This is a genomic window from Mesorhizobium sp. M0816, assembly GCF_040320005.1.
In the GTDB taxonomy this organism is placed as follows: domain Bacteria; phylum Pseudomonadota; class Alphaproteobacteria; order Rhizobiales; family Rhizobiaceae; genus Mesorhizobium.
The window spans coordinates 98383-118545 of the sequence record NZ_JAMYOT010000017.1; the positions used below are offsets into that span (position 1 = coordinate 98383).

The window sequence follows — 20163 nt, forward strand, 5'->3', positions numbered from 1 at the left end:
GCAGAAATGTCCGGTCATCGAGGCCGTGGCGCACCGGAAAAGCCCGCCGGCCGAAGCCGGCTGGAGCGTCTGCAGTCGCCAGAGTGTGGGTAACTTTATGCAGCCTTCAGGTTAATCACCCGCATCACTGCGACCGCTGTTCCGTTGTTCGTAGCAGCCTCCTTCGTGCTACCCTTGCCGCAGCTCCATACGTCACCCTCCTTGGCCGTGAACTGCATGTCTCCGGCCGTGACCTGCAGCTCGCCTTCAGTGACCGTGCAGACCATATCGTCGGCCATGACATCCCCGAGCGGGCTAGTTGCCTTTGGCTGGTAGACGACGTCTTCCATGGCAATTTTCTTGTACCCCTTGATATGGGAGTCTCGTGTTCCCAGTTCGACGAGCCGAACGCCGGGAAAAATCTCTTTGCCATCAGTCGGACCGTAGGTCTTGGCCGCTACCGGAATGGGCTTTGCGACCAATAGCGGGGCCGCCAACGAGGTGGCACCAAGGGCGAGAGCATTACGTCGAGTCATCTTCATAACATCCTCCCTGAGTTAGTTCGCCCGACCGGGCGAACCTGATATTTTACGCGCCCGTTCAGCCAAATAGTCAAAACACAATTGGGCAAGCCAACGCCTGGCCTGCGCGCGTTCTGGCGTGCCGCTGTCCTACACCGCCGAAGTGCTTCGCGCGTCTTGGCGGCTCGCTGCGGCTGGCTGCGCATGGCCTGCCTGCCACACCTCTTGACTGTCCGAGCGGGTTAGATACTTTTTGCTGCGTGCCTTGAGAAAAGCGGTGCCGGGCACCTTGGCCAGCCGCGTGATAACCGACGAATGGGTGAGCCCTCACGTCGAAGAGAAAGAAGAAACAGCACCAGCTCTTGCTGGCCGCGCTGCCTAAAGCGAAACCGAAAATGACCTAGATTGTTGATGCGACGCGGGAAATTGGCCGCTAAGGATGAATTACGGTGACAGTGCACTTTTACCATGTCGCCTCCGCCGCATTGTGCACCTTGCCCGCGTTCCCGGTCTGCGGCATCCCCCAGCACCGTACCGGCGAGCCAAAGTGTTTTCACGTCCGAAGACTATGTGTTCCACAAGAACTGCTCATCGAATATTGCCGCGTCGCCGATGTCGCGGTTTTCGATGCACCCGTGGGCCGAGAGCATCGCCGGGCAAATCGGCAAAGCCGTGAGAACCCGGAACGAGGCGCGCGGCGAAAAGAAAATAGCGGACTGTCACCGTAATTCCTAAAACCTCTCCGGCAACCCTTCTACTCCCCGACAATGGACGTCGGCGGGCGTGCCGAGGTTATCGGATCGGCATGACGAAGGACGATCCTCCACGCGCCTTCCTCGCGCCGGAATATGGTGGTGACTCGAAGCGCAATCGGCACCAGTTTGTTGCCACCACCGACCTTGGATTGGAACCGCTCGACCTCGATGATGTATCCTAAGTCGGCTGTCGCATACTCCGAGATGCGCTCAAATCCGATGGCCTTGCCGTGCCGGTAATTGGTGGCGGCCCGTTCCATGGTCTCAGCGGCCTTTCTCCATCCCTTCGCCGGCGGGCCAAAGGGATTGGCAATAATGACGTCGTCCTGTCGCGAGTAGAGGTTTTTCAAGGGCTCAGGATCGCCCTTTACGAAGGCATCCAGAGCCAGATGATCCTGCTCGATAAATTTCGTTAGGTCGGAGGCTAACATCTTAACATCGCCACATGACTAAAAAGAGAACTCTATCAAGCGCTTCATCCGCCCTTCGCCTTGCCGTAGGCATTCGAGCTGGTGTCCCGAGTATAGATCAGAATTACGGTGACAGTGCACTTTTTACCATGTCGCCCTCGCCGCACGTGCACCTTGCCGGTGTTCCCGGTCTGCCGCATCCCCAGCACCGTACGGGTGAGCCAAAGTGTTTTCACGTCCGAAGACTATGTGTTCCACAAGAACTGCTCATCGAGTATCGCCGCGTCGCCGATGTCGCGGTTTTCGATGCGCCCGTGGGCCGAGAGCATCGCCGAGGAAATCGGCAAGGCCGTGAGCCCGGGAAAACGAGGCAGGCGGCGAAAAGAAAATAGTGCACCGTCACCGTAATCCGCTCACAGGCCTCTAGCTGTGGCGGCGCCTTCACTAGACGGTGGAAACTATGACTGCCGTGAAATCGGTAGGCGGAAATACCCTTCCACTTGTGTCCTGAGCTGACTGCATCACGACGATGTATTCCGATCCAACCTGCTTGATCCAATAGCTACTCGTTACATGAGGAACGTTATGACAGTGAGATACTATTGGCACAAAATGCCCTTTGTACTTTTCTGCAATTTCAAATGATAACACATTGTTTTCCCATTTCACATTTGCCGAATGTTCCGCGAGCTGACCTTCCTTTATTCTGGCTGACGCAAGAATGACAGACATAATTACCCTCCCAGTTAACCATTAGACTTAGACCCGATTACAGACCAATGACACGCTGGTTTCTAGGAGGAACGGTATTTGCGTTCCACACCGAACCAACAACGAATGCTCAACCCCAAGTATCTTCCGCACACTCGCCAGCGCCGCCTCATTCACCTCGATATACGCGACGATATACCATTCGCCGTTTTCTTCCCTGGCCATGCCCATCGGCTCGGCCCGCCATTTGAGCGCGCCGTGGTGCGGCATGAAGTAGGTTTCCTGGATGCCGCCGACGGCGCTGAGGCCTTCGTCGAGAGCGTATTCCATCACCGCGCAGCACAGCTGCGTCAGCGTGCCCCTCAGTCCAGCAGTTCGTTTGTCGGGAACGACGAATGTGCGCGTCCATTCGGCCCAATCGGGACGTCTTGGAACGCCCGATCTTTCGCACATGTGAGAAAAAACCTCCGAGACCATGTGCGGCTCGCTCGTTGGGATCAATCGAGCCGAAGTCACCACGCGACCGTCTTCAATACCAAGCAGGTAAGTCGCCGCGTCGGTATCGAATTGGTCCAGCTCGCGACCGTCCGGGCTCGGAGGGCGCCAATGTTTCTGGTGCACGAAGAAGTCGTGCCGCCGGCGCAGAAACTCGTCGAATTCGTTTTCATAGAGATGCTTGTTATGCGCATTGACTACGTGGGCCGTTATCATGGCGCGATTCCCCGATCGTTCTCAAAGGGATACTCGCAGTCGCGCTAATATACGTCACCTGTCCGATGGGACAGTTGACGCGTTTAGGGATGGATCAGGCGCCGGCGCACCGCCTCGACGACCGCTTGCGTGGTCGTTGCGACGCCAAAAGCCTCGCGAGCCCGCGTTGAGTGCCATTTGACCGTACGCTCGGTCAGGCCGAGAATCTGTGAGGTTTCCGATGAGGTCTTGCCGGCCGCGGCCCACAAGAGCACTTCTTTTTCGCGGTCGGTCAGCACGCCCTCATGGTCATCATCGTCATTCGCCAAGGCCTGGATCGACATGCCCGCATAGACCGCCATCGTCACCAGTTGCACCTGATGGCGCGGCGACAGGGTGCAGGACTTCGCGGACGACGCAAACGAAAGCACGGATTGCCAGTGATGAACGCTGAGCATCGGCACAGCGAAGCCGCTACAGATGCCGAACTCCGTCGCCTCGCCGGCGACGCGTCGTGAGCCCTCCGTATCTGACCACTTTGCCGGGACTTCCGACCAAAGGAACGGCTTCAGGGTCTTTGCCGAGTAAATGCAAACGCCGTCGACGGCGGCATGCTCGGCCTCGACATAGCGTTCGAACCAGCCGGCCGGCCAGCCATTCAGCTCAACCATGGGTGCAAGCTTCTGGCCACCGAGCGGCACCCCGCTCAGGATAAGGTGCTCGAAGCCGAGATTTCGCACGGTCTCGAGAAGGTCGCCCAGCAGCGGCCCGGTAGCTGTATGTTTCCTGCAGCGTTCGACAAAGTCGAACACATCTGAATCGATCATGACAGAGACCCCCCGTCTCCACGCCGAAAACAAAGCTTACCTTAAATTAGCGACTTCGAATATCCCAATAAGCGCGCCGGCCACGCAGGACGCGTGGACCAAAATCAGCTAAATCAGCCAGACTTTAATCCGCGAAGCAGGACCCCAAGCATGACGCCAGCATTGCCGAAACGAAACGAGCCGTTCCGGGCCGGCGAAACCGCGCTGCTGCTGGTCGACATGCAACGGGTCTGGCTGGAGCCGGGTGCTGATCCGGCGCATCCGGAGCGTGGGCCCGATCACTATTTCTACCGGCAGACGGCGTCGCAGACGATCCCCAACCAGGAGCGCCTGCTGGCGGCGGCGCGGGCCAGCGGCGTCGAGGTGATCCATACAATCATCCAAAGCCTGACCGAAGACGGCCGCGACTGCTCGCTCGACCACAAGCTGACGCCGATCCATATCGCGCCGAGCCGGCCGGAAGGCCTGCCGGTGCCGTCGCTGGCGCCGGTCGGCGACGAGATCATGCTGCCGAAGACGTCGTCGGGCGTCTTCAACTCCACCAACATCGACTATGTCTTGAAGAACCTCGGCGTGCGCTACCTGATCGTCGCCGGCATCATGACCGACCAGTGCGTCGACATGGCGGTACGCGATGCCGCCGATCGCGGCTACCTCGTCACCTGTGTATCCGACGCCTGCGCCGCCGCCTCGCAGGAGCGCCATGATGGCGCGCTCGAGGCCTTCGGCGGCTATTGCTGGGTCACCGATACCGCCACCGTTACTTCCCGCTTCGAAGTTTTGGGAAAAGCTGCATGACATCGACCGTCGAACCGCTGGTTGCCGTCGTCACCACCGATCTGTCGGCGATCACGCGCGGCCGCTCGGTCGTCGAAAGCAAGCTGCAGAAGATCGCCGCGACCGGCGTCGGCTGGCTGCAGGCCAATCTGTCGCTGACGCCGTTCAACTCGATCGTCGACCCCAATCCGTGGGGCTCGTCCGGCGATGTGCGGCTCGTTCCCGATCTCAACGCGCGGTTTCGCACGGCGCTGACCGGAGCGGCGACGCCTTTCGACATGGTCGCCGCCAACATCGTCGAACTCAACGGCAGCCCGTGGGTCGGCTGTACGCGGACCATGCTCAAGGATGCGCTGGCGGAGTTGAAGGCAGCGGCCGGGCTTTCCGTCATCGCCGCCTTCGAGCATGAATTCCATATCGAGGGCGACTTCGAGCCGGCTCATTCGATGTCGTTGGCAGCACTGCGCCGCGCCGACCCGTTTGCCGCCAATCTGATGGCGGCGCTGGCGGAGGCCGGCGTCGCGCCCGAAGTGGTGATCGCCGAGTTCGGCACCGACCAGTTCGAGGTGACGTGCGAGCCGGCCGATGCGCTTGCCGCGGCCGATCGCGCCGTCGCCATCCGCGAGATCACGCGCGAAATCGCGCGATGCGCCGGCTGGCGGGCGAGCTTCGCGCCGAAGATCGCGCCGGATGCCGTCGGCAACGGCGTCCATATCCATTTCAGTTTCGTCGACGACGCCGGCCAGCCGGCGACCTACGATCCGGCCCAGCCTGGCGGCCTTTCCAGCCAGGCTGCTTCCTTCTGCGCAGGCGTGCTGCGCCACCTGCCCGCGATTACCGCCATGACGGCGGCGAGTGTGTCGTCCTACTACCGGCTGAAGCCGCATAGCTGGAGTTCGTCCTACACCTGGCTTGCCGATCGCGACCGCGAGGCGAGCCTGCGCATCTGCCCGACGGTGACGATCGGCGGGCGCGATCCGGCGCGGCAGTACAATATCGAATATCGGGCAGCCGACGCCACCGGCAATCCTTATTTGTCGCTGGCGGCCATTGTGCGTGCCGGGCTGGAAGGGTTGAAGGCCGAGCTGCCGGCGCCGCCGCTGGTCTCTGGCGACCCGACGCAGATGAGCGTTGCCGAGCGCAAGAAGCTTGGCCTCGTGCGGCTGCCGGAAACGCTGCCGACGGCACTCGACGCGCTCGTTGCCGACAAGACCGTCACCGGATGGTTCGCGCCGGTGTTCGTCGAGACCTTTGTCGGCCTCAAGCGGCATGAGACCGAGCGCCTCGCCGGTCTCGACCCAGTGGCGGTCTGCGATCTCTACCGGACGCTGTATTAATGGCTGAGCCGCTTGCTAACGCCATCCTACCGGAAGGTTGGCTTCCAGCGGTCGAAGCAATCAACGAAACGGGGCGTTCCGATATCGTTCTGATATGCGAGCACGCGTCCAATCACATCCCGGCCGAGTATGCGCGGCTCGGTCTCGACAGCAGCCATTTGCAGCGCCATATCGCCTGGGACATCGGCGCCGCCGAAGTGACCCGCACCCTGTCGAATCTGCTCGATGCTCCGGCTTTCCTCAGCTCCTATTCGCGGCTTTTGATCGATCTCAACCGGCCGCTTGGTTCCAGCGGCAGCATTCCGGTGCAATCGGAGGACACCGGCATCCCCGGCAATGTCGGCCTCGATCCGGAGGAGCAAAGCCGGCGCGGCAAGATCATGTTCACACCGTTTCATGACCGCGTGGCCGCCCATCTCGACGACCGGGCGAAGCAGGGCAGACCGACGCGGATCGCGACGATCCACTCCTTCACGCCGGTCTTCCTCGGCATTGCGCGGCCCTGGCACGCCGGCGTGCTTTACGATCGGGCAGTCGATTTCGGCCAGGCAGTGCTTGCCGGCCTGCGCGCCGACAGTGCGCTCAACGCCGCGGCAAACGAGCCCTACGTGATCAGCCGTGACGGCGACTATGCCATACCCGTCCATGGCGACGATCGCGGCATTCCCGCGGTCCTCATCGAGATCAGGCAGGACCTGCTGGCGGGCCGCTCCGGCATCGAGGAATGGGCGAAGCGGCTGGCGGCCGTCTTGCCGGCGCAGCTGACTAAGGAGTCGTGAAAGAGCTCGGCCGAGTGAGCGCAAAGCGAGAGCCTACGGTCGGCCTGGCCACCGTCCTCAGGAGAAGATTTGCGACAGTTCTTCGACGCTGGTGCCTTCCTTGACCTGACGCAGCTCGACATAGCTGACCGCGGTGGCAATCGACGTCACCATTGACGATATCGTCGACACCAAAGTCGCCACTACAGCTCGCACTATGCCGCCCAACGGTTCGACAGCACGTTCAAGTGCCAACTGAATGGCCACCGAGGCCACGATCAGAACGAAGAACAGGCCGAACAGTGCCCATCGGCTGCCTTTGGTAAGTTCACCGCTGCGCGCCATGGAGCCAGACACGCCGACCCGTTCCTGTACCAGAACCGGCACCGCTACCAGCCACCGGAGCCACAATATGATTCCGGGAATGACGAGCAGGATCAAGCCCAATCCTGCGCCCAGGACGACCAGCAGCCCGACGCCGAGCGTTGGCAGAAAACAGCCGATCGCTATCTTGATGCAGTCGGCAATGGATGGCTGCTTGCCGTTCAGATCCTCGATAGTCGCCCGGACCAGCGCAGACTGAAGCAACAGATCCAGGACAAAGGACATCAACACGACGCCGAACGTAATCAGAGAATCACGAGACATCATGCGGAGGCCGCCGAGGGCGGCATCAGGATCCCCTCGGGCGACGAAGGCCTGCGGCACCTGCATCCAAAGCTCATAAACAAGGGTCGGGAAACCCGAAAACAGCAATGCAAGTCCGAGGCAAAGCATGGGGTTGCGACCGATGACCGCAAAACTGGCGCCGAAAACCCTGCCGATGCGAAATTTGTTGGGCTGGTCCAGCGTTATTGACGCCACGATATACCTCTACCTGTTTTGACCGGTCCGTCATTGCGACCCGGTGTTGGCCGACATTGACCCGCCGGCGGCAGCATGGCGAACGGCTGTCGCGGCTCGCCGGGCCCGCCTGATGTTCAGGCCGGTCCCGACGTGGTGCAGCCGCGCGACTTTGCTACGAGAAGATTTGCGACAGTTCTTCGACGCTGGTGCCTTCCTTGACCTGACGCAGCTCGGCATAGCTGACCGCCGTGGCGACCGACAGCACCATCGACAGTACGGTCGACACCAAGGCTGCCGCCACATCGGCAATGATCCCGCCAAACATGACGATGACTGCCAGCATCACCCACTGGATGACCATCGCGATGACCATCAGGATCAAGAAGAGGCCAAATAGCGGCCAGCGGTTGCCCTTGGTCAGGACACGGCTACGCGACATCGAACCGAACACGCCAAGCCGCTCCTGGATCAGAACCGGCACCGCCACGCACCATCCGAGCCATAAGATGATGCCGGGAACCAGCAAAGCTATCGACGCCAGGCCCGCACCCAGGCCGACGAGCAGGCCAATACCGAGGGTCGGCAGCAAATTGCGGATGGCTATCTGAATGCAGTCGCCAAAGGTCGGCCGCTTGCCGTTCAAGTCCTCGATCGTCGCCCGCACCAGCGCCGACTGGAGCAGCAGCGCGAAAACGAAGGATAGCAATCCCGCAATAATCGTAAACCATGAATTCCGAAACATCATCGAGGGATCGGCCGCGGCGCCGGGGTCGCCCTGCAGAACCGCATCTATTTGCGGTTGGCTCCACAGCCGAAGAATAATCGCCGGCAAGCCTGAAAACAGCAGCGCGAGCCCAAGGCACAAGCCGATGTTGCGGCCGATCACGGCGAAGCTGTTGTTGAACACCCTGCCGATCTCGAATTTCTCAGGCCGTTCCAGTGTCGTTGAAGCCATGATTTCCCCCCGTGTTTCGCCGTAACAGTATCACGGCGCCCTAATAGTAATTCTGCCAAGATTAACGGTGGGCGTCCAGCCCACTTGCAATTCTTGTTCTGCATTGTCAGTGTCGGCAGGGAACCACAGGTTGCAGGGGAGCGGGTGGCGTTGGCACAGCCAGGCACAGCGGAAGCCGAACGGCTGACCAATCTGCACAAGCAGCTGATCGCCGATGAGTCGATCCAGTTCGACCTGCCGGCCTATGTGCCGCCGAAGCCGCCCGAGTGGCTGAAACCGCTGCAGGATTTTTTGTCGTGGCTCGGTCCCTACATGATCTATCTGTTCTGGGGGGCGGTGATATCGGGCGTCGCAATCATCCTGCTTTTGGTCTTCCTCGAGGTGAAAGGCATCGCCTGGCGGCTGCCATGGCAGCGCGCGCGGCCCGAAGTCGAAGACGAAGAAACCTGGCGCCCAGACGCCGGCGCCGCGCAGATCCTGCTGTCGCAAGCGGATGCGCTGGCCGCACGCGGCGACTATGACGAGGCGGTTCACCTTTTGCTTCGGCGCAGCGTCGCCGATATTGCCAGCCGGCTGCCGGACTTCCTGCGCCCGTCGCTCACCGCGCGCGACATCGCCAATGCCCCTTCCCTGCCGGGAAGGGCGCGCCATGCGTTTACCGAGATCGCCCGCATTGTCGAGGCGGCGCTGTTCGCGCGCCGGCCGGTCGGCGCGGCAGGCTGGCGGCAGGCGCGCGGCGCCTATGAACGTTTCGCCTTCCGGGATGCCTGGACGTGAGCGCACCGGCGGTCGAGGCACAGGAGCCGTTCAATCGAAAGACACTGTTTTGGGGGATTTTCGCCAGCCTGCTTGCGGCAGCCGGTTTCTTCCTGCTGTCCACCTATGCTCCCGATTTCCGGCAACCCGGCAATGGCGGCGCCACGCCGCTGTCGAAAAGCGGTGTGGGCTACGCCGGCCTGGCGGAATGGCTGCGGCTCACCGGCGAAGCGCCCTTGATGGCGCGGACCGAAGACGATCTTGCCAGAGATATACTGCTGATCGTCACCATCTCGCCCGACAGCGATCCGGAGGCGCTCGACCACATCCTCAATCTTCGCCAGGACCAGAACACGCTCTTCGTGCTGCCGAAATGGCAGATCCTGCCGCTGCAGGGGCATGAAGGCTGGAACATGAAATTCGGGCGATTGCCCGGTTCGGTGGTGAACGAATGGCTTGGCCGCATCGCCGATGCGACGATCGGTGCCGGCCAGAGCACGGCAAAGCAACTCGACATCGAAGGCAACATGGTTGCCGCACCCGAAGAATTGCAGTGGGTGGCCGACAAGTACCCTCTCATCGCAGCCGGCAATGACAAGGCTGTGCTTACCGAACTGGACGACAAGCCGTTCTATATCCTGACTGACCCCGACCTGATCAACAACGCCGCCCTCAAGGATCCCGAAAAGGCAGCAGCCGCGCTCGGGCTGATTGCCTTGCTCCAGCCCGACGACGGCCCGGTGATGTTCGATCTGACGCTGCACGGCGCGGGGCGGAAGTATGATCTGGCCAAGCTTCTGGTCGAGCCGCCGTTCCTGGCGCTGACACTGACGATCCTGATCGCTGCGGCGCTGGCGTTCCTGCATGGCCTTGGCCGGTTCGGCCCGCCGCGTATCGACCAGCGCGCGATCGCCTTCGGCAAGCGTGCGCTGGTCGATACGACGGCGATGCTCATGCGGCGTGCCGGCCGGCTGGACGAGCTGGGAGGCCGCTATGCGGCCTTGATGCGGGTGCGCGCCGGCGCGCTGCTCGGGGCACCGCAAGGGTTGCAAGGCAAAGCGCTCGACCACTGGCTCGACTCTCGCGATAAGGAGCAAGCTGGCGGCTTCACGACGCGCTCGCAAGCGGCCGGCGAGGCGAAGAATCTGACGCAGATGCAACAGGCAGCAGAACGGCTGCATGACTGGACGGCAAGGAGGCTCGGTGAACGTCGATGATGTGAAGGCCCTGGCGACACGGATCAGGGAAGAAGTGGCCAAGGCGATCACCGGGCAGCACGATACGGTCGACCTGATGCTGACCGCCTTGTTTGCGGGCGGGCATATCCTGCTGGAAGGTCCTCCGGGCACGGCCAAGACAATGACGGCGCGCTGCTTCGCCCAGGCGCTTGGGATCGCCTACGGGCGGATCCAGTTCACGCCGGACCTGATGCCCGGCGATATCGTCGGGTCGAACATCTACAACTTCCAGACCGGGCAGTTCACGCTGACGCGCGGCCCGATCTTCTGCGATCTCCTGCTTGCCGACGAAATCAACCGCACGCCGCCCAAGACGCAGGCCGCACTGCTCGAGGCGATGCAGGAACATGCGGTCACCTTCGACGGCACCACGCATTCGCTCGGCCGCAATTTCATGGTCGTCGCGACCCAGAATCCGATCGAGCACCAGGGCGTCTATCCGCTGCCGGAGGCGCAGCTCGACCGCTTCCTGTTCAAGCACCGCGTCAGCTATCCCGGCCCGGAGGAAGAACGAGCCATCATCGTCCATCACGGCGGCGGCTCCGCCTCGCACGACATCGCGCAATATGGCATCGAGGCGCAGACGGACCGCGAGACGCTGCAGGAGGCACTCGCTACGGTCGGCTCCGTCACCCTTGTCGACGATGTCGTCGGCTATATAGCGGCGCTGGTACGGGCTACGCGTGAAAATGCCGATCTGGAAGTCGGCGCCAGTCCGCGCGCCGGCGCCATGCTGGCGCGGGCGGCGCGTGCCCGGGCGGCGCTGGACGGACGCGCCTATGTGATCCCCGACGACGTCAAGGCGCTGGCGGTGCCGGCGCTGCGTCATCGCGTCATCCTTTCGCCTGCGGCACAGATCGATGGCCGGCTGGTCGAGCAGATCGTCTCCGACCTGGTCGACCAGACGGAAGCACCACGTTGATCTATCCCAGCGGCCGAGCGGTATGGGCAGCTGCGGCCGGCGCGGTCCCGGCCTTCCTGGTCGCGCTGGCATTGCCGTCGTTCTGGTATCTGGGATTGCTGTGGAGTTGCCTGCTGCTTGCCTTCCTGGCGGTGGATGCCGCGGCCGGACGCGGACGGGCATCGCTGAGTGCCAGCATCGATGCGCCGCAGCAGGTCGGTGTTGGTGGGGAATTCGGCGTGCAAATCACCGCCCGTCACTCGGGGCCGCGCGCCGCGGAGGCTCGCGTCGGCCACGATGGGCGTCTGGCGCCGGTGGACAGCAGCGGCGGCGCCTTGCTGCCAACCGCCGGAGGCGGGTCGCTCTTCCTCCGCTTCCAGGCGCTGCGGCGCGGCGTCGCCAGCTTCGACCGTCTCTGGGTGCGCTGGCGCGGGCCATTCGGGCTGGTCTGGAACCAGGTCGTCCTGCCGGTGGAAAGCAAGGTTGCGGTGCTGCCCGACGTCAGCAGCGCTCGCGGCGAGGCGATCACGCTGCTGCAACATGCGGCGCTTGCCGAAGGCCATGCGCAGCGCCGCGCCGGTCAAGGCCGCGAGTTCGACGCGCTCAAGGATTACCAGCCGGGCATGGGCCGGCGGATGATCGACTGGAAGCGCAGCGCCCGCCACGGCAAGCTGTTGGCGCGCGAGTTCCGCATCGAGGAGAACAACAACATCGTGCTGGCCATCGATAGCGGACGCCTGATGTGCGAGCCGGTCGACGGTGTGCCGAAGGTGGACCGGGCGGTGACGGCCGCCCTGCTGTCGGCATTCATCGCGCTGAAGGGCGGTGACATGGTCAGCCTGTTCGGCTTCGATGCAAGGCCGCGCGTTTCGAGCGGCGCGGTGCGCGGCCCCGCCAGCTTTGCGATGATCCAGAAACGGGCCGCCGAGATCGACTACTCCAGCGAGGAGACCAATTTCACGCTGGCATTGACGACGCTGGCGGCGCGGCTCGACCGCCGCTCGCTGGTCATCATCTTCACCGATTTCGTCGATCCGATCAGTGCGGAATTGATGCTGCGCACCGTGGGCCGGCTCACCGAACGGCATCTCGTGCTGTTCATGATGATGAAGGACACCGAACTGGAGGGCCTGGCCGACCTGCCGCCACGCTCCGGCGAGGATGTTGCCCGCGCGGTCGTTGCCGGAGGGCTCTTGCGCGAAAGGCAGGTCGTCATCGGCCGGCTGCGCCTGCTCGGGGCGCATGTGATCGAAGCCGACCACAACCGGCTCGGTCCGGCGCTGGTCGAGCGCTATCTGCAGTTCAAGCAGGAGGATTTGCTGTGACGGCGCCGGTACGCGGCAATGCGATGCGCGGCGACGCGGTACGCCAGTCGCTAGCCAGCTTCCGCCGCGAGCGCGAGGCCGACTGGAAAGCATTCGAGGCGCTGCTGGCGCGTGTCGAGAAGCGTGCGCCGCGGACGCTTTCCGAAGAGGAGCTGCTGTCGCTGCCGCTGCTCTATCGATCGGCGCTGTCTTCCCTGTCGGTGGCGCGCGCGACCTCGCTCGATAATGCGCTGGTCGGCTATCTCGAAGCGCTGTCCCTGCGCGGTTATTTCTATCTCTACGGCGCGCGCCGCGGGCTGCGGCAGCGCCTCGCCGATTTCTTCCTGCATGACTGGCCCGAAGCCATTCGCGACCTGTGGCGCGAGACATTGGCGTCGGTCGCGCTGATGGTGATCGGCATTGGTGCAGGCGCCTGGCTGGTGGCATCCGACAAGAGCTGGTTCGGCGCGATCATCCCGCCCGGCCTGGCAGGAGGCCGCGGCCCCGACACCTCGGCCGAACTGCTGCGAGGCATGCTTTATGATGGCGACAATGGCTTTCTCTCAGGCTTTGCCGCCTATCTGTTCACGCACAACGTCCAGGTCGCAATCCTGGCCTTCGCCCTTGGCTTCGCCTTCGCGGTGCCGACGGTGCTGCTGATGCTGTTCAACGGCTGCATGATCGGGGCGTTGTTCCAAGTCTATTGGTCCAAGGGGCTTGGCATGGAGCTCGGCGGTTGGCTGGCCATCCACGGCACCAGCGAATTGTTCGCGATCGCTTTGGCCGGCGCGGCCGGCATGCGCATCGGCACCAGCATCGCCTTTCCCGGCGAATTGACACGCATGGCGGCAGCGGCTCGCGCCGGACGCATCGCCGCGAACGCCATGGTCGGGGTCTCAGTCATGCTGCTGTTTGCCGGGCTGCTCGAGGGCATTGGCAGGCAGACCATCACCAGCGACGTCACGCGCTACGGCATTGGCGGTGGCATGCTGGTGCTGTGGATCGGTTATTTCTACCTGTTCCGGGCGGTGCGGCATGGCGATCGTTAAACGCGCCGCCTTCGCGGCTATACGGCCGCTGATCACGCCCGAAGGCGTCGATCTCCGGATTAGGCTTGCTGACGCCGGCACGCGGGCCTCCGCCTTCCTGCTCGACATCGTGTTCATCGCCGTGGCTGCAATCGTGATCACGATCGTCGCGCTGTTCGGGGTGGGAGGCCTTGGCAGCGAGGGATTTCAGCCGCTCTTCGTAGTCTGGATCATCCTGATCTTCTTTCTGCGCAACGCCTACTTCATCGTTTTCGAAGCGGGCCGGCGCGCGGCTACGCCCGGCAAGCGGATCGTCGGCATCCGGGTCGCGTCGCGCAGCGGAGACGGCCTGTCGATCGACCAGGTCATCGCCCGCAACCTGATGCGCGAGATCGAGGTGTTCCTGCCGCTGTCGATCATCGTTGGACGCAGCGGGACCGACCTCGCCGACACGCTGACGACGGTGTTCGGACTGGTGTGGGCGCTGCTGTTTGCCTTGTTCCCGCTGTTCAATCGAGACCGCATGCGGATCGGCGACCTGTTGGCGGGGACCTGGGTGGTCGAGGCGCCGAAGCGCGCCTTGCTTGAAGACCTGTCGGCACGGCAGGATCCGGCGGCCGGCGCCTTCCGGTTCAGCCACGCCCAGCTCGATGCCTACGGGATTGCCGAACTCCACAAGCTGGAGGAGGTGCTGCGCCGCGACGACTATTTCGCCCTGCGGACGGTTGCCGAAACGATCGCACGCAAGATCGGCGCAGCACCCCAAGCCCATGACCCGCGCCCGTTCCTGACGGCTTACTACGGCGAGCTACGGGCGCATCTCGAACGCAAGCTGCTGCTGGGCAACCGCAGAGCCGACAAGCATGCGCGGTAGCAGTTGCCGAACAGGTGCAGCTAGCGACAAGCATCGGTGCTGCCCCTCATCCGCCTGCCGGCACCTTCTCCCCGTATAGTGACGGGGAGAAGGGAGATAGACGCAATGTCGACCACTATTCCGCAACGCTGCCAGTTTGCGAAACCATCTGCGATAGCGTCTTTCTCCCCGTCACTATACGGGGAGAAATGCCCGGCAGGGCAATGAGGGGCGGCGCCGACGAACCTGATGAGCCCCTCTCATGAGGCCGGTTCAAATGCCACCCTGCCCTACCCCACCCACTTCTCATAATCGGACACCAGCAGGTGCAGCGGTGCTGTGTCCTCGTCGATGTCCGCGAAGCGGCCGATTGGTTCGCGAAAGACATTGTCGGTGAGATCGTCGTTGACGGTCGAAACCTCGCCGATCAGCACGTCCTTGCCCTCGGCCCAGAAGGCATGCCAGACACCCGGCAGCAAAGTGACGCTCTGGCCTGGGTCGAGCTTCAGGAGCCCACCCGCAGGTAGTCTGTGGATGGTTCCGTCGACAGGCACCGATACTTCGGCCTTCGGATCGATGCCGCCATCGCGATCATGCATGAACAGCTCCAGCACCAGTTTGCCGCCGCCGCGGTTGATGATGTCCTCGGCCTTGATGTTGTGGCGATGCATCGGCGACAACTGGTCCTTGCGCGAGATCATGATCTTTTCGGCATAGAGCATGCCCATGCCCTTCTTCATGTCCTCGTAGCGGCCGTTGCGGACGGTGAACAGGAACAGGCCGAGCTCGTCGAATTTCTCCTGGCCGTAGTCGGTGATGTCCCAGCCGAGCCGGGAGGAGAAGATTGCCGACGAATCCTGCCGACGCGCCTTCATCTCTTCGGGGGTCCAGTAGGCGAAGGGCGGCATGATGTAGCCGAAAGAGCGGATGAAGGCGTCGGCGTCGCGGATGATGTCGTTGATGGCGGAGCGTTTCATGGTCGTGGTTCCTTCCCGTCGCGTTCCAAGCGCTAACCGCATAGCCGAACGCCCATCCGGTGTCGATGCAAACTGCTGTCGCTGGCCCCATGACATGCGGTCCGATCAGGGCCATAAGGTCAACCAATTTTCCGATGGTGAGACCATGCGCAGCATAGACGACCTCGATACGCCGGCGATCCTGATCGATGCCGGCCGCGCCGAAGCCAATATCGCGCGGGCGCAGGCCCATGCCGACCGGCACGGGCTGAAGCTCAGGCCGCACATCAAGACCCACAAACTGCCCTACTGGGCAAAGAAGCAGATCGCGGCCGGCGCCGTCGGCATCACCTGCCAGAAGATCGGCGAGGCCGAGGTCATGGCCGACGCCGGACTGACCGACATCTTTCTGCCCTACAATATCCTCGGGCGGGCCAAGCTGGAGCGCCTCAAGGCGCTGCACGGCCGCGTAACCCTGTCGGTGACAACGGACAGCATGGACACGCTGATGGGACTTGCCGCCACCTTTACCGATCCCGGCCACCGCCTGCCGGTGCTGGTCGAATGCGACACCGGCATGGGCCGCTGCGGTGTGCAGTCGGCCGGCGAGGCAGTCGCGCTGGCGAGCGAGATCGACAAGGTCCGGGGGCTCGTCTTCGGCGGCTTGATGACCTACCCGGGGGCGGGCCGCGCCACCGAGACCGAGGCGTGGCTCGCCGATGCGCAGCAAGCACTTGCCGCAGCCGGCCTTGCTTGCGAGCGCATCTCCAGCGGCGGCACACCCGATATGTGGCGTTCCGGCGAGCACGGCGTCGTTACCGAATACCGGCCCGGCACCTACATCTATCTCGACCGCTACCAGGTCGCCAAAGGCGTCGGCAGCCTCGACGATTGCGCACTGACGGTGCTGTCGACGGTGGTCAGCCACCCAACGCCGACACGCGCCATCCTCGACGCCGGCAGCAAGGCGCTCTCCAGCGATACGCTGGGGCTCGCCGATTTCGGCGAGCTGCTGGGCATTTCAGGCGCAAGGGTGACCAGCCTCAGCGAAGAGCACGGCAACGTCACGCTGTCAGGCGGCGCCGAGCTTCGCATCGGCGAGCGCGTGCGCGTCGTGCCCGACCATTGCTGCGTCGTCACCAACCTGTTCGACGAGGTGCATCTGATCGAAGGCGACAAGGTGCTGGAAACGCTGCCGGTGGCAGCACGCGGGCGGATGGGGTGAGTCCAGCTGGAGCGCGTGCGCTTCAGGTACAAAATCCTTCAAACGCTTATGGGACAGCGCCCCCCTCTGGCCTGCCGGCCATCTCCCCCTCAAAGGGGGGAGATCGGTAGCTTCGCCGGTAGCGCCTCTCTTTCAACATTCGCGATTGGCGAAACGATACGTGACATTCAATCTCCCCCCTGGAGGGGGAGATGGCCGGCAGGCCAGAGGGGGGCGCGAAGGAACTCGACGAAGATCAGCTAGCCTGTCTCGCGGCAACCCGGCGCATCGAAATGACGCGGCGGCGCCAGATCTCGGTGCGCATCGCCATCAGATGCAGCGCAAAGAACAGCACGGTAAAACCAACCGCCATCACCAGCAGCGGCCACAAAAGACTTGGGTCGATGGTCGGGCCGCCAAGACGGAACACCGACGCCGGCTGGTGCAGCGTATTCCACCAGTCGACCGAGAATTTGATGATCGGAATGTTGATGAAGCCGACCAAAGTGATGATTGCGGCGGCCCAGGCGGCGCGCCCGGCATCGTCGAGCGCGCGGGTCAGCGCGATGATGCCGAGATACATCAGGAACAGGATGAAGACCGAGGTCAGCCGCGCGTCCCACACCCACCAGGTGCCCCACATCGGCTTGCCCCAGATCGAACCGGTGATCAGTGCAAGGGCGGTGAAGACGGCGCCGATGGGTCCCGCCGATTTTAGCGCCACGTCAGCCAGCGGATGGCGCCAGACCAGCGTGCCCAGTGCCGAGACCGCCATCAGCGTGTAGCACATCATGGCGAGCCAGGCGAAAGGCACGTGGATATACATGATGCGAACGGTGATGCCTTGCTGGAAGTCCTCGGGCGCCGTGAAGCTCATGTAGAGGCCGACAGCGAGGATGATGGCGGCAACGCTCGCCAGCCACGGCACGACCTTGTCGGCCAGCCCGACGAACCGCGTCGGGTTGGCAAGGTCCATCCAGCCGGAGAGGCGTGAAGTCGTGTCGCTCATGCCGCCTTACATAGACCGCCGGCGGAGTTGCGGCAACCGCAGCGGCGGTACGTCTTCCCTTCTCCCCTTGGCGGGAGAAGGTGGATCGGCGCGTAGCGTCGAGCCGGCTGGACGGAGTGAGGCGCCAATGATCGGCGTGCGCCGAAGTCTGGATTTTGGATGAAAATTTGCACCAAGCCGGAGCATCCCTCATCCGACCTCGCTTCGCGAGGCCACCTTCTCCCGCAAGGGGAGAAGGCAAGCCGCGCTGCTCAAGCGGCTTCGTTCACCGGACGGCTGAGGCGGCGGACCTCCTCGTCGTTGAGCAGGCCGCCGGCGCGCAGCAGGCTGGCGAAGCGACCGTTGCGCAGCGACAGTTCGGTGAACCCGCCCATCTCGACCACCCGGCCCTTGTCCATGAACACGACCAGATCGGCGTCGCGAACGGTGGTCAGGCGGTGGGCGATGATGAAGGTGGTGCGGCCGCGCCGCAATTCGTCGATGGCGTCCTTGACGCGGTCTTCCGTCTCGACGTCGAGCGCGCTGGTCGCCTCGTCGAGAACCAGGATGGGCGCGTCCTTCAGCACGGCGCGGGCGATCGCGATGCGCTGGCGCTCGCCACCGGACAGCTGTCCGCCGCGTTCGCCGACGACCGTGTCGTAGCCCTCGCACTTTGACAGGATGAAATCCTGCGCGGCGGCGGCATTGGCCGCGGCATGGACCTCGTCATAGGTCGCCTCCGCGCGGCCGACGCGGATGTTGTCCTCGATCGAGCGGTTGAGCAGGCCGGCATCCTGGAAGACGGTGGCGATCGAATGGCGCAGCGACTTGCGGGTCACCGTGCGGGTGTCGATGCCGTCGATCAGGATACGGCCGCTGGACGGCGTGAAGACGCGCTGCAGAAGGTTGATGAGCGTCGTCTTGCCGGCGCCCGTGGGGCCGACGATGGCGACGGTCTGGCCGGCCTGGACCTCGAACGACGCGTCGTCGACGCCCTGCCCGGAATTGCCGAACTCGAAGCAGACGTTCTCGAAACGCACGTGACCCGTGACGTTGACGAGGTCGCGCAGCCCGTCGGGCTCGGCGGCATCGGAAGCGGAGTCCTCGAGATGATAGAATTCCTCGAGCTTGGCGCGTGCCTCGGAAATCTGGTTGGCGAAAGCCGACATCTGGTCGAGCCGGGCAATCAGCAGCGTGGCAAAGCCGGTAAAGGCGATTACGTCGCCGATGCGCAACTGGCCGTGCGTCACCAGATAGGCGCCAATCAAGAGCACCACCATCATCGAGATCGTCGACGACAGGCGGTGCAGCGCGTTGGCCATCGCCCACCAGTCGAGCACCGGATTCTGTGCGTCGAGCAGGTTCTTGACGTAGCGCTTCAGCGCCTCGGTCTCATGGCCGATGCGGTTGTAGCTCTGCAGGACGGCGACGTTGCTGACCGAGTCGGTCACATGCGCAAATACCTTGTGGTAGTGCCGCTCCACGGCCGCCTGGCCTTCCTTGGTGCGCCGCATCACCAGCCGTCCGATGCCGACATAGAGCGCGCCAAGCGCCAGCAGCACCATCGACATGCGGATATCCATGCTGAGCGCGGTGGGCACCAGCAGGACCAACGCAACCGCGGTCGACAGATGCTGCCGCATGAATTCCAGCCAGAGGCTGAACAAGGTCTCGACCGCGCGCAGGAGCGTGTGCAGGGAATTGGAGGTGCCGCGCTGATGATGCCAGGCAAGCGGCATGGTGATCACGCGCTCGAACGACTGGCAAAGAACCTCGCTGCGCCGCTGGTGGGCAAAGCGGTCGGCGCCGCGCGCCACCAGCACGAAAGCGATGATGTTGAACGCGCCGAGGCCGGCCCACATTGCGAGCGTCGCGAATACCGAGCCGCGGTCCGAAATGGCATCGATCACCCGGCCGAACATGATCGGCTCGAGAATGGCGATAATGGCAAGCGCGACATTCGCCCCGCAGATAAACGCAACGCGTTTCCTGTCGGCAGCGAGATAACCAAGGGCTCGCCAGTAGATTTGCAGAAGTGACACTTCAGCTACTCCGCCAATTATTTATGGTGCAGTGCGTCATTTTTTGACTCGTATCGGTTGACGCGTCGCAAAACAATGCTCGTCTAGCTCTTCCGTTCCCATTCCGCGAACAAAAGATGACGACGCTTCGAAATTTGCCGTGATCGTCTAACAGTTTGAGATAAAAGGTGAAATGTCAGCGTTGCGGCAAAATCATGGCAGCTGGAAAGCACTGCCACAATTTTAATCAGCAAGACCCTGGGCACGACGTCTAAAGTCGTGTGCAGGCATTCAGCAAGGTCAACCGCAAATATAACCGGTAGAGGCACTTGGAGCGCTCGTGCGTGC

The 20163-nt window shown here is 63.0% G+C and carries 20 protein-coding genes; 10 read left to right on the top strand and 10 right to left on the bottom strand.

The genetic code is table 11. From position 1 onward, the window contains the following. Nucleotides 1-95 precede the first annotated feature (95 nt). The 5 genes from NKI17_RS24355 to NKI17_RS24375 form a co-directional block, all read right to left on the bottom strand. Nucleotides 96-521 (bottom strand): hypothetical protein, encoded by a 426-nt coding sequence (locus NKI17_RS24355; protein WP_352571492.1) that lies wholly within the window; start codon nt 519-521, stop codon nt 96-98. Between the two features lie 733 nt (nt 522-1254). Next, entirely contained in the window at nt 1255-1686 is a 432-nt protein-coding gene (locus tag NKI17_RS24360; protein ID WP_023674442.1) for a YybH family protein, read from the bottom strand. Nucleotides 1687-2109: 423 nt separating this feature from the next. Continuing rightward, nucleotides 2110-2397, bottom strand: a complete 288-nt coding sequence (locus NKI17_RS24365; RefSeq protein ID WP_210164202.1) for a hypothetical protein — start codon at nt 2395-2397, stop codon at nt 2110-2112. Nucleotides 2398-2424: 27 nt separating this feature from the next. Further along, a complete protein-coding gene (locus tag NKI17_RS24370) occupies nt 2425-3087 on the bottom strand; it encodes an acyl-homoserine-lactone synthase (RefSeq protein ID WP_352906904.1) in 663 nt (220 codons plus the stop codon). Nucleotides 3088-3170: 83 nt separating this feature from the next. After that, nucleotides 3171-3893: a LuxR family transcriptional regulator gene (locus tag NKI17_RS24375; RefSeq protein WP_352590463.1), complete on the bottom strand. Its 723-nt coding sequence runs from the start codon at nt 3891-3893 to the stop codon at nt 3171-3173. Nucleotides 3894-4043: 150 nt separating this feature from the next. On the opposite strand from NKI17_RS24375, the gene NKI17_RS24380 reads away from it, so the two are divergent. Genes NKI17_RS24380 through NKI17_RS24390 form a run of 3 tightly spaced genes read left to right on the top strand, consistent with a single transcriptional unit; the run spans nt 4044 to nt 6786 of the window. Beyond that, complete coding sequence (locus NKI17_RS24380; RefSeq protein WP_352906905.1) at nt 4044-4691, top strand: cysteine hydrolase family protein; 648 nt, start codon at nt 4044-4046, stop codon at nt 4689-4691. Continuing rightward, the gene (locus tag NKI17_RS24385; RefSeq protein ID WP_352906906.1) at nt 4688-6007 is read left to right on the top strand and encodes a type I glutamate--ammonia ligase; all 1320 of its coding nucleotides are present in this window, start codon (nt 4688-4690) and stop codon (nt 6005-6007) included. Before NKI17_RS24380 ends, NKI17_RS24385 begins: the two co-directional genes overlap by 4 nt. Next, nucleotides 6007-6786 carry an N-formylglutamate amidohydrolase gene (locus tag NKI17_RS24390; RefSeq protein ID WP_352906907.1) on the top strand — a complete coding sequence of 260 codons (780 nt, stop codon included), beginning with the start codon at nt 6007-6009 and terminating at the stop codon, nt 6784-6786. The genes NKI17_RS24385 and NKI17_RS24390 overlap by 1 nt, the downstream gene beginning before the upstream one ends. A 57-nt stretch (nt 6787-6843) precedes the next feature. On the opposite strand, the gene NKI17_RS24395 is transcribed toward NKI17_RS24390, so the two are convergent. Together NKI17_RS24395 and NKI17_RS24400 are read right to left on the bottom strand one after the other, a co-directional pair. Next, a complete protein-coding gene (locus NKI17_RS24395; RefSeq protein ID WP_352906908.1) occupies nt 6844-7629 on the bottom strand; it encodes a hypothetical protein in 786 nt (261 codons plus the stop codon). Between the two features lie 154 nt (nt 7630-7783). Continuing rightward, on the bottom strand, nt 7784-8566 hold the full coding sequence (locus tag NKI17_RS24400; protein WP_352906909.1) for a hypothetical protein: 783 nt from the start codon (nt 8564-8566) through the stop codon (nt 7784-7786). A gap of 144 nt (nt 8567-8710) precedes the next feature. Here NKI17_RS24400 and NKI17_RS24405 point away from each other — a divergent pair, with 144 nt between their 5' ends. Genes NKI17_RS24405 through NKI17_RS24430 form a run of 6 tightly spaced genes read left to right on the top strand, consistent with a single transcriptional unit; the run spans nt 8711 to nt 14667 of the window. Continuing rightward, nucleotides 8711-9343: a DUF4129 domain-containing protein gene (locus NKI17_RS24405; protein ID WP_352571501.1), complete on the top strand. Its 633-nt coding sequence runs from the start codon at nt 8711-8713 to the stop codon at nt 9341-9343. After that, on the top strand, nt 9340-10539 hold the full coding sequence (locus NKI17_RS24410) for a DUF4350 domain-containing protein (protein WP_352906910.1): 1200 nt from the start codon (nt 9340-9342) through the stop codon (nt 10537-10539). Before NKI17_RS24405 ends, NKI17_RS24410 begins: the two co-directional genes overlap by 4 nt. Beyond that, on the top strand, nt 10526-11482 hold the full coding sequence (locus NKI17_RS24415) for an AAA family ATPase (protein ID WP_292661489.1): 957 nt from the start codon (nt 10526-10528) through the stop codon (nt 11480-11482). Before NKI17_RS24410 ends, NKI17_RS24415 begins: the two co-directional genes overlap by 14 nt. Further along, a complete protein-coding gene (locus tag NKI17_RS24420) occupies nt 11479-12786 on the top strand; it encodes a DUF58 domain-containing protein (RefSeq protein ID WP_352621001.1) in 1308 nt (435 codons plus the stop codon). The genes NKI17_RS24415 and NKI17_RS24420 overlap by 4 nt, the downstream gene beginning before the upstream one ends. Next, a complete protein-coding gene (locus NKI17_RS24425) occupies nt 12783-13814 on the top strand; it encodes a stage II sporulation protein M (RefSeq protein WP_245274615.1) in 1032 nt (343 codons plus the stop codon). Before NKI17_RS24420 ends, NKI17_RS24425 begins: the two co-directional genes overlap by 4 nt. After that, nucleotides 13801-14667, top strand: coding sequence for an RDD family protein (locus NKI17_RS24430; protein WP_352906911.1), 867 nt, complete (start codon nt 13801-13803; stop codon nt 14665-14667). Before NKI17_RS24425 ends, NKI17_RS24430 begins: the two co-directional genes overlap by 14 nt. A 269-nt stretch (nt 14668-14936) precedes the next feature. Here NKI17_RS24430 and NKI17_RS24435 read toward each other — a convergent pair whose 3' ends face one another. Beyond that, entirely contained in the window at nt 14937-15623 is a 687-nt protein-coding gene (locus NKI17_RS24435; protein WP_352457149.1) for a D-lyxose/D-mannose family sugar isomerase, read from the bottom strand. 145 nt (nt 15624-15768) lie between these two features. Between NKI17_RS24435 and NKI17_RS24440 the strand changes: the two genes are divergently transcribed. Then, nucleotides 15769-16827, top strand: a complete 1059-nt coding sequence (locus NKI17_RS24440) for a D-TA family PLP-dependent enzyme (RefSeq protein WP_352906912.1) — start codon at nt 15769-15771, stop codon at nt 16825-16827. Between the two features lie 235 nt (nt 16828-17062). Here NKI17_RS24440 and NKI17_RS24445 read toward each other — a convergent pair whose 3' ends face one another. After that, nucleotides 17063-17815 (bottom strand): heme ABC transporter permease, encoded by a 753-nt coding sequence (locus NKI17_RS24445; RefSeq protein WP_352906913.1) that lies wholly within the window; start codon nt 17813-17815, stop codon nt 17063-17065. A 251-nt stretch (nt 17816-18066) separates the two neighbouring features. Next, a complete protein-coding gene (locus NKI17_RS24450; RefSeq protein ID WP_352683428.1) occupies nt 18067-19836 on the bottom strand; it encodes a glucan ABC transporter ATP-binding protein/ permease in 1770 nt (589 codons plus the stop codon). Nucleotides 19837-20163: the final 327 nt, after the last annotated feature.